The 9,624-nt window shown below is 70.3% G+C and carries 8 protein-coding genes and 1 riboswitch; all 8 genes read left to right on the forward strand.

Annotated features, from left to right (window positions below; all coding sequences use genetic code 11):
• Positions 1–916: FAD-dependent oxidoreductase (locus OEY_RS28390; protein WP_010594200.1), on the forward strand; the 916-nt coding region annotated here is incomplete at its 5' end.
• Positions 913–1,416 carry a GNAT family N-acetyltransferase gene (locus OEY_RS0112465; RefSeq protein WP_010594201.1) on the forward strand — a complete coding sequence of 168 codons (504 nt, stop codon included), beginning with the start codon at positions 913–915 and terminating at the stop codon, positions 1,414–1,416. The genes OEY_RS28390 and OEY_RS0112465, both read left to right, overlap by 4 nt.
• A 225-nt stretch (positions 1,417–1,641) precedes the next feature.
• Positions 1,642–2,886: an LLM class flavin-dependent oxidoreductase gene (locus OEY_RS0112470; protein WP_010594202.1), complete on the forward strand. Its 1,245-nt coding sequence runs from the start codon at positions 1,642–1,644 to the stop codon at positions 2,884–2,886.
• Entirely contained in the window at positions 2,883–4,241 is a 1,359-nt protein-coding gene (locus OEY_RS0112475) for an NtaA/DmoA family FMN-dependent monooxygenase (RefSeq protein ID WP_010594203.1), read from the forward strand. Before OEY_RS0112470 ends, OEY_RS0112475 begins: the two co-directional genes overlap by 4 nt.
• Before the next feature lie 12 nt (positions 4,242–4,253).
• On the forward strand, positions 4,254–5,675 hold the full coding sequence (locus OEY_RS0112480) for an MFS transporter (protein ID WP_029540019.1): 1,422 nt from the start codon (positions 4,254–4,256) through the stop codon (positions 5,673–5,675).
• A 45-nt stretch (positions 5,676–5,720) separates the two neighbouring features.
• A riboswitch (SAM riboswitch) is annotated at positions 5,721–5,812 on the forward strand.
• Positions 5,813–6,016: 204 nt separating this feature from the next.
• Positions 6,017–7,648: an ABC transporter substrate-binding protein gene (locus OEY_RS0112485; RefSeq protein WP_010594205.1), complete on the forward strand. Its 1,632-nt coding sequence runs from the start codon at positions 6,017–6,019 to the stop codon at positions 7,646–7,648.
• Between the two features lie 3 nt (positions 7,649–7,651).
• Complete coding sequence (locus OEY_RS0112490) at positions 7,652–8,683, forward strand: ABC transporter permease (protein WP_010594206.1); 1,032 nt, start codon at positions 7,652–7,654, stop codon at positions 8,681–8,683.
• A complete protein-coding gene (locus OEY_RS0112495) occupies positions 8,676–9,569 on the forward strand; it encodes an ABC transporter permease (RefSeq protein WP_010594207.1) in 894 nt (297 codons plus the stop codon). Before OEY_RS0112490 ends, OEY_RS0112495 begins: the two co-directional genes overlap by 8 nt.
• Positions 9,570–9,624 lie beyond the last annotated feature (55 nt).

Here is a 9,624-nt window from a genome sequence, read left to right on the forward strand (position 1 = left end):
GCCGCTATGGCGGCACCTGCAGGACACCACGGGCACGGAGGTACTGACCCTCACCGGTGCGGTCGACCACGGACTGCCCGCCGTCGTCGAAGCACGTGCCCGGTCGCTGGCCGCCCTCGGCGTCCGGCACGAGGTCCTCGAGCCGCGTGCCGCGGAACGTCTTTGGCCCGGAATACGGTTCGACACAACCGTCGTGCATCATCCCGAGGCGGGACGGCTGCACGCCGACCGCGCGGTCGCCGCGTTCCAGGAGGCCGCGGCGCAGGCCGGGGCCGACGTGCGGCACGGGACCGTCGTCGAAAGCCTGCACAGTCACGGACACGGCGTCGACGTGGTCACCCCGGACGCGGTGGTGCGCGCCCGGCACGTCGTCGTCGCGGCCGGCGCGTGGTCGCACCGGTTGCTCACCCGGGCTTCGGATCCGGCGCCCCTCCTCCCGGCGATGCGCACCACGCAGGAGCAGCCCGCGCACTTCGTTCCTGTCACGGGGCCCGACTGGCCGAGCTTCGTCCATCACCCCGGCGCGTTGCTCACGACAGCCGGCATCTACGGGCTCGGCTCCGAGGACGGCATCAAGATCGGCGAGCACGGCACCGGACCCGAAGTGACGCCCGAGACGAGAACCTTCCGGGCCGACCCCGCCGGCCTCGCGCGGCTCGCCGCCTACGCCGCCCGGTGGCTGCCCGGCGTCGACCCGGGCAGCGCCGTGGCCGACACCTGCCTGTACACCAGCACACCCGACAGCAACTTCGTCGTGGACCGCATCGGCGCCGTCGTCGTGGCCGCGGGCTTCTCCGGGCACGGCTTCAAGTTCGCCCCCGCGATCGGCGAGCTGATCGCAGGTCTCGTCGAGGGCACGGCCGTCGCACCGGAGCCGTTCCGGTTCGGCACCCGGGAGGCGGTGACCGCGCGGTGACCACCGCCCGCCACATCCAGGTCTGCACCGTGCGGCAGGACGACCCGCTGGCCGCCCCGCTGCTCGCCGAACTCGCCGTCGAATACAGCACCCGCTACGAACGTCCGCTCGACGAGCAGATCCATACCCTCACCACCCACCCGGCCGACGAGTTCGCCGGACCCGACGGCACGTTGCTGGTGCTCGTCGAAGACGACGAACCTGTCGCCGGTGGCGCGTTCCGGCGCTACGACGCGACCACCGCTGAGCTCAAGCGCATTTGGACGTCGAAAAAGCACCGGCGGCGCGGACTCGGCAGACTCGTGCTGGAGGAACTCGAGGCCGAGGCGGCCCGGAGGGGGTACGCCCGCATCTACCTGACCACCGGGTGGCGTCAACCCGAGGCAGTCGCGCTGTACCTGGCCGCGGGATACACCGCCCTGTTCGATCCCGGCCGACCGGCCGAGGAGATCGGGCCGCACCCCTTCGAGAAAGTGCTGATCCGGTTGCGGACGGACTGAACCGCGCCGAGCGGCTCGAAGCAGTGCACGAATCGGACGTCCGCAGCCGTCGTGACGGGGGCGGACGTCCGATTCTCGTGTGAACTCTCCGCCGCCACGATCCTCCCGAAGACCCCCACCAGGCCCGGCAGCATCGCGAGCCCGCGGTGCTGCCGGTGCGCCCTGCTGCCGGACGCCCCTGTGACGCCACCGATCCCCGCCGCACACCGACCAGGAGTCTCGCCGATGACCTCGACAACACCCGTCCACCTCGCCGTCGCGCTCGACGGCGCCGGTTGGCATCCCGCCGCGTGGCGTGAAGAGAATTCACGCCCCGACGAATTGACCTCACCCACGTACTGGGCCGATCTCGTCACCACCGCGGAACGCGGGCTGCTGGACTTCGTCACGATCGAGGATTCCCTTGCCGTACCGGCGAACCCGTACACGAGCGAGGACCCCGACGCGGTGGACCGGGTACGGGTCCGGCTCGATGCGCTCCTGATCGCCGCGCGGGTTGCACCGTCGACCCGGCACATCGGGCTGATCCCGACGATCACCACCACGCACACCGAACCGTTCCACGTGTCCAAGGCGCTGGCCACCCTCGACTACACATCGCACGGTCGCGCCGGCTGGCAGGTCAAGGTGTCCTCCTCCGCGCAGGAGGCCGCACACTTCGGCCGGCGCGACATCCCCGGACTCGACAAGCGCGACCGGCAGGCGCTCGCCGAGAATCGCCTGCCCGAGTTCGTCCACGACCTGTTCGACGAGGCCGCCGACGCCGTCGAGGTCGTTCGGCGGCTGTGGGACAGCTGGGAGGACGACGCGGAGCTCCGCGACGTGAAGACGCGACGGTTCATCGACCGCGACAAGCTGCACTACATCGACTTCGAAGGCCGGTTCTTCCACGTTCGAGGGCCGTCGATCACGCCCCGACCGCCGCAGGGGCAGCCGGTGGTCGCACTGCTGGCCCACCGCGACCTTCCGTACGAACTGGCCTCGCGGCAGGCAGATCTGGTGTTCGTCACCCCGTCGGACACCCGCCGCGTGCGTGACCTCGTCGACGAGGTCACGGCGGCGGGGGTGCGGGTCGGGCGTGTCGGTGAACCGCTGCGGGTGTACGCGGACCTCGTGGTCTTCCTCGACACACCGCGCGAGAGCGGCGCCGAGCGGCTCCGGCGTCTCGACGCACTCGCGGGCAGCGCATTCGACTCGGATGCACTCGTGTTCACCGGATCGGCGACCGAACTCGCCGACCGGATCGGTGAGTGGCGTCGACAGGGTATCGACGGCTTCCGGCTCCGGCCCGGGGTGGCAGTCGACGACCTCGACGTCATCGTCGACGTGCTCGTCCCGATCCTGCAACAGCGCGAGTTGTTCCGCTCCGAGTACCCCGACACGTCCCTGCGCGGACTTCTGGATCTGCCGACCGACATTCCCCACCGCTACGCCGTCACCACGGCCGGAACCGAAGGACACGACCGATGAGTACACGCAAGCAGGTCATCCTCGGGGCCTACCTCGGCGGTGTCAATCACCACACCGCATGGTGGGATCCCCGGGCGGGCAGCCAGATCGAGTTCTCGACCTTCGAGCACACCGCCCGTACCGCCGAGCGCGGCAAGTTCGACTTCTTCTTCCTCGCCGAGGGCCTCGTGCTGCGCGAGCGCGCGGGCCGGATCTTCGATCAGGACATCATCGGCCGGCCCGACACCTTCACGGTCCTCGCGTCGCTGGCCGCCGTCACGGACCACCTCGGCCTGGCCGCCACCATCAACGCGACCTTCAACGAGCCGTACGAGCTGGCTCGGCAGATCGCCTCTCTCGATCACCTCTCCGGCGGCCGGGCCGCGTGGAACGTGGTCACCTCCTTCGATGCCTTCACGGGGCGCAACTTCCGCCGCGGCGGCTTCCTGGATCGCTCCCACCGGTACGAGCGCGCGGAGGAGAACCTGACGCTCATCCGTCAACTCTGGAATTCGTGGCGTAGCGACGACATCGTCGCCGACAAGGCCGGCGGCCGGTTCCTGCGTCGACCCGACGCCGGCGCCTTCGAACACCACGGCAACCACTTCGACGTGCACGGCAGGTTCACGGTTCCGCGCAGCCTCCAGGGACGCCCGGTGATCCTCCAGGCCGGGGTGTCCCCGCAGGGCCGGGACTTCGCTGCCGCGAACGCCGACGCCATCTTCTCCCCGTACGGGAAGCTGCCCGAGGCCACGGAGTTCTACCGAGATGTCAAGGCCCGGGCGATCGCTGCCGGCCGCTCCGCCGACGACATCAAGATCCTGCCGTCGGCGAGCTTCGTGATCGGTGACACCGAGGCCGAGGCCGTCGAGAAGTACCACGAGATCCGTAACCAGCAGGTCACCGGGCAGACCGCCCTGATCCTGCTCGAGCAGATCTGGAATCGGGATCTGTCCGAATACGATCCGGAGGGCCCGCTGCCGGACATCGATCCCGACCCCGACGCCGAGCCGATCATCCAGGGACGGGCGTTCGTCCACCAGGACCGGTTCGAGACCGTCGCACGGCTCCGCGCGATCGCGGAGGAGAAGAAGCTGACGCTGCGAGAGGTCGTGATCGACCAGTTCGAGCGCGGACCCCTCGTCGGTACCGCGGCACGGATCGCCGAGCAGATCGACGCCTTCGTGCAGAACGACGGCTCGGACGGGTTCATCCTCGGTTCGCACCTCGTGCCTTGGGGGCTCGACGATTTCGTCGACGAGGTGGTGCCCCTGCTGCAGGACCGTGGTGTCCTCCGCGTCGAGTACACCGGAACCACGCTGCGGCACAACCTCGGGCTGCGGGTGCCGGCCGATCCGGTGGCGGTCGGCGGTTAACCCACCTCCCGCGTGACACTCACCGATCGGGCGCAGACGCCCCGGCAGACGACGTCAGTGGTGCCGGTCTGTGCGGCCGCCGGCTTCACCACCCTGCTCGATTCGTCGGTGCTGAACATCGGCCTTCCCGCCTTGCGGACCGGTCTCGACGCGGGCGTTTCGCAGGTGCAGTGGATCCTGGCCGCATACTCGCTGAGCTTCGGTCTTGCGCTGGTCCCGGCAGGCCGGCTCGGCGATGTGGCCGGCCGGCGGCGGCTGTTCCTCGCGGGCATGACCCTCTTCGCGGTCATGGGGGTGTGCGGAGCTGTCGCGTCCGACCCCTGGACGGTCGTCGCCGCACGGGCCGGTCAGGGGGTCGGGGCGGGCCTGATCAGCGCGCAGGTGCTCGGGATCCTGGCCGAGAACTACACCGGCCCGGCGCGCGCCCGGGCCCTGGCCGCCTACAGCACGGCCGGAGGCCTCGCCGGGCTGTGCGGTCCACTCGTCGGTGGGCTGGTGCTCGGCGCTGCACCCGGGGACTACGGGTGGCGTGTTCTGCTGATTCTCAACGTGCCGTGCGCACTCGTCACACTCGTGCTCGCGGCCCGCCGCCTGCCCCCGGATCGGGGACGACCGTCGGCCCGCAGCGGGGTCGATGCCGGGGGCCTCGCGCTGCTCGCGGCGGCCACGACGCTGGTGATGGTGCCCGTGGTCTCCGAACCGGGTCCGGTGGGTGCGGTGTTCGCCGTCGGGGGAGCGGCGGTCTCACTCGCCACCTTCCTATGGTGGGAACGCCGTGTCGCCGTGCGCGGCGGCAAGCCCGTGCTGCTTCCCGAACTGACCGGATCCGGCGGATACATCCTCGGCACCTTGGTCGCACTGTTCTGGTTCGGTGCGGTGCTGTCCCTGAACACCGTCGTGAGCCTGTACCTCATCGAGGGGCGCGGCTATGCCGCGGTCCAGGCCGCCGCCGTGCTGTCCGCCGCCGCCGCGGCGATGGCCGTCGCCTCGGCCGTGGGGTGGCGGGTCGTCGCGCGATACGGCCGGGTGACGGTCGTCGTGGCGGTGGCGGCCGAGATCGCCGTCGTCGGTGGCTACGCCGCCGCTGTGCGGCACGACGCCACGATGCCGGTGTTCGTGGCGCTGGCCGCTCTGTCGGGCCTCTCGGGTGGATTCGTGGATGCACCCAACCGGGCGCTGACGCTCGAGTCGTCCCCGGCGGGCGGTCACGGTGTCGCGGCCGGGTTCCTGCAACTGTCACAGCGGTTGTCCGCGACGGTCGCCCTCGCCGCGGTGTCCGGCCTGTATCTGTCGGCGCTGGCGACGGACGGGGACGACTTCGCCGGTGCCGCGTCGGCCGGCCTCGCGGTGTGCGCCGCCATGCTCGCGGTGTCGCTGCTCTGTGCGCTCGCCGACCGGCGCCGTCGTGCCGGCGCCGGGTTTCGATCACGGTGAGCGAAAGGGTTCTCCGAACTCGTTCGCAACGCGTACGGTCACCGGGAACCATCCAGAGCGACCGAGAGACCCGGCTCGACGACGTCGCAGCAACCCCCTGCCGCAGGTGAGGGTGCTACCGCCGGGAACGATGGAGGAGAAGGCATGGCAGGCGAGGGGTTCGTGGGCGCGTGGGCGCGCCTGCACGTCGACCTGTGCCGTCAGTGCTCGGGCATCTGTCGCCCCCGATCCTGTCGCGCCTGAGCGGCGCAACCCAGTCGAAGAACTACAACCGTCTGCCCGGCCGGTGGCATCGCGAAGCGCGGTGCCATCGGCGCCTCACGAGATCATGGAGTTCCCCGGTGCCTGTTCCGTTCACCTCTGCCGCCCGACGTCGCGCCGTCGCGGGCGCCACCGCCGCAATCCTCACCGGTGGGCTCGCCGCGTGCGGCGCCGACACGGCGGGCACCTCCTCCGGTGGCGGCACCCCGCAGCCCGGCGGCACCCTGCGCTACGGCCTGTCCCAGGCCCCCACGTGTGCCGATCCCGCGCAGGCCGGCAGCAACCAGACCATCTACGTCGCCCGTCAGATCGTCGACTCGCTCACCGATCAGGACCCCGGGACCGGTGAACTGAAGCCGTGGCTCGCCGAAAGCTGGGAGGTGAACGGGGACGCCTCGGCGTTCACGTTCCGGCTGAAGGACGGCGTGACATTCAGTGACGGCACCCCGTTCACCGCGGAGTCGGTGAAGAAGAACTTCGACGCGATCGTCCAGACCCTCACCGGCGCCAAGGCAGCGCTGGCGGCGAGCTACCTGTCGGGGTACACCGGCACCACGGTGCTCGATCCGCTCACCGCCCAGGTGTCCTTCGCCGGACCGAACGCGCAGTTCCTGCAGGCGTCGTCGACGCTGCAACTCGGCTTCCTGTCCGACAGGGACGTCGCGAAGTCCGCGGAGGAACGCTGCGCCGGCGACCTGTCCGGCACCGGTCCCTTCGTCTACGAGGACTACCAGCAGGACAAGTCCGCCACGCTGGTCAAGCGCACTGGATACTCGTGGGGATCCGACGTTTTCGCGCACGACGGCGAGGCCTACCTCGATCGCATCGAGTTCACGATCGTCCCGGAGTCCGGTGTACGCACCGGCAGCCTCGCATCCGGCCAGCTCGACGCGATCAGCGATGCGCTGCCGCAGGACGCTTCCCAGATCGAAGGCAGCGGCGGACGGATCCTCACCACGCCGAACCCGGGTGTCCCGTTCGGTTTCCAGCCGAACGTCACCCGTGGCGTCCTGACCGATCCGGCGGTGCGCGCTGCGATCGTGCCGGCCCTCGACCGCCAGGAACTCGTCGACACCGTCCTCGGCCCCGATTTCCGGCCCGCGACCAGTACCCTCGCCTCCCGCACCCCCGGCTACGCCGCACTCGACGACGTCACCTACGACCCGGCGAAGTCGAAGTCGATCCTCGACGCCGCCGGCTGGGTTCCCGGCCCGGACGGCATCCGCGTCAAGGACGGCAACCGCCTGTCCTTCTCGGTGCTGTTCAGTTCGGTGTTCGCCGGCAACCAGGCGATCCTCGAGCTCGTGCAGCAGCAGCTGCGCGAGGTCGGTATCGACCTGCAGCTCGACCTGGTCTCCACCCCGGAAGCCACTGCCCGGCAGGGCACGAAGGACTTCGACGCCACCTACTACAACAGCACGCGCGCCGACGGCGACATCCTGCGCACCACGTTCGGACTCGACGGGCGCAACCTCAACAACCGCGGCCCGATCCCGGCGCTGGACGAGGTCCTGTCCGCGCAGCTGCGCACCACCGACCCGGCCGAACGCGGCGAGCTGATCGAGCAGGCACAGCAGCTCGTCCTCGACAACGGCCTGTGGCTGCCGACCGTGGAGCTGTCCCAGGCCATCGGTGCGGCGGGGGCGGTGCAGGACCTGAAGTTCGAGGCCTCCGCCCGGTTGCAGTTCTTCGACACCTGGCTGAGCGAGTAGACCATGGCCCGGTATCTCGGTTCCCGGCTCGTGCAGGCGCTGTTGGTGCTGTGGGCGGCGTTCACCGTCTCGTTCGGCGTGCTGTACCTGCTGCCGTCCGACCCGGTGAGCATCGCGGTCGACGGCGCCGGCAGCGGCACACCGGTGGATGCGGCCGCTGTCGCGCAACTGCAGGAGCGGTACGGGCTCGACCGTCCGTTGTCGGGGCAGTACCTTACTGCGCTGAGCAACGCCGTCCGGGGTGACTTCGGCATCTCGATCGTCACGGGACAACCCGTGACCGACGCGATCGCCGCCGCCGTACCCAGCACCCTGGCCCTGGCCGCGGTCGCCCTGGCGCTCGCCGTGCTCCTCGGCACCTCGATCGCGTTCGTCGCCACGTACACGCGCGCCCGGTGGCTGCGCAGCACGCTGTTCTCGCTGCCGCCGCTCGGTGTCGCGGTTCCGACCTTCTGGGTGGGACTGCTTCTGCTCCAGCTCTTCTCGTTCCGGATGAAGCTGCTTCCGGCATTCGGCGACCAGGGCATCGAGCATCTGGTGCTGCCCGCGATCACCCTCGCGCTCCCCACCGGTGCGGTGATCGCGCAGGTCCTCGCCGCCAGCCTGCAGACCACATGGCGGCAACCGTTCGTCGAAGCAGCTCGCGCCAAGGGCGCGTCCCGGTGGCGCATCCAGACCCGGCACACACTGCGGCTGTCCAGCATCCCCGCATTCACTATCGCCGGGGTGACAGTCGGCAACCTGTTGGCGGGGTCCGTGGTCGTCGAGACGGTGTTCTCCCGCGCCGGTGTCGGTCGTCTGACCCAGACTTCGGTTCTGGCGCAGGATATTCCCGTCGTCCAGGGCATCGTGGTCTTCAGTGCGGTGATCTTCGTGCTCGTCAACCTCGCGGTGGACCTGGTCTATCCGCTCATCGATCCACGCATCGCCGACGGCCGTCGCGGCGGCGGTTCGCCCTCGCATCCGACGCCCGCCGAGGTGACCACCGAACTCACCGGCTTCGCGGTGGAGGAGGAGAGGAAGGCTCATGTCTGACGTCCTGATCCGGGAACCGGTCGCCGCATCCGCGCAGGCCGCGGCCGGGCCACACGGACCGTCCCGGCTCCGGGGAGCGACGAGCGCCCTGCGCCGCTACGGGGTTCTCGTGGTCTCGACGACCGTGCTGCTCCTCGCCGTCGGCTTCGCCCTGTTCCCCTCGGTCTTCGCGTCCGGTGATCCGCTGCAGGGCGTCCCGGCCGACAAGTTGCAGGGGCCGTCCGCGGCGCACTGGTTCGGCACCGACAACATCGGGCGCGACGTGTACACCCGGGTCGTGCACGGTGCGGGCCTGTCCCTGACCGCGACGCTCGTCGCCGTCGGAATCGCTCTCGTCGTCGGCTCGCTCGTCGGGTTGCTCTCCGGCGCGGTCGGCGGAGCGGTCGACGGGCTACTCATGCGGGCCGTCGATGTTCTGCTGTCCATCCCCGCCCTGTTGCTGTCCCTGGCGCTCGTCACCGCGCTCGGATTCGGCACCATGAACGTGGCGATCGCGGTCGGCGTCGGGCTCGTCGCGAACTTCGCCCGCGTGATGCGGTCGGAGGTCCTGCGCGTGCGCCGCGCCCTGTACGTCGAGGCGGCGTTCGCATGCGGTGCCCGCTGGCACAGAGTCCTGCGCCGGCACGTGCTGCGCAACTCGTACGCCCCCGTCGTCGCGCTCGCGGCGGTGGAGTTCGGCATGGCCGTGCTCGCTGTGTCGTCGCTGAGCTTCCTCGGCTTCGGCGCGGTGCCGCCCACCCCGGAGTGGGGATCGTTGATCTCCGAGGGCAGGAACTACCTGGCCACCGCCTGGTGGATGACGACGCTGCCCGGCCTGGTCATCGTGGCGGTCGTCCTGTCGGCGCATCGCCTCGGTCACGCCATCGAAGAACGGAGCACTCGATGACCGCGCCCCTGCTGGACGTACGCGACCTGCGGGTCGAGTACGGCAGGGGGGGCGG

It is taken from the genome of Rhodococcus sp. P14, from assembly GCF_000256505.1.
Taxonomy (GTDB): Bacteria; Actinomycetota; Actinomycetes; order Mycobacteriales; family Mycobacteriaceae; genus Rhodococcus; species Rhodococcus ruber.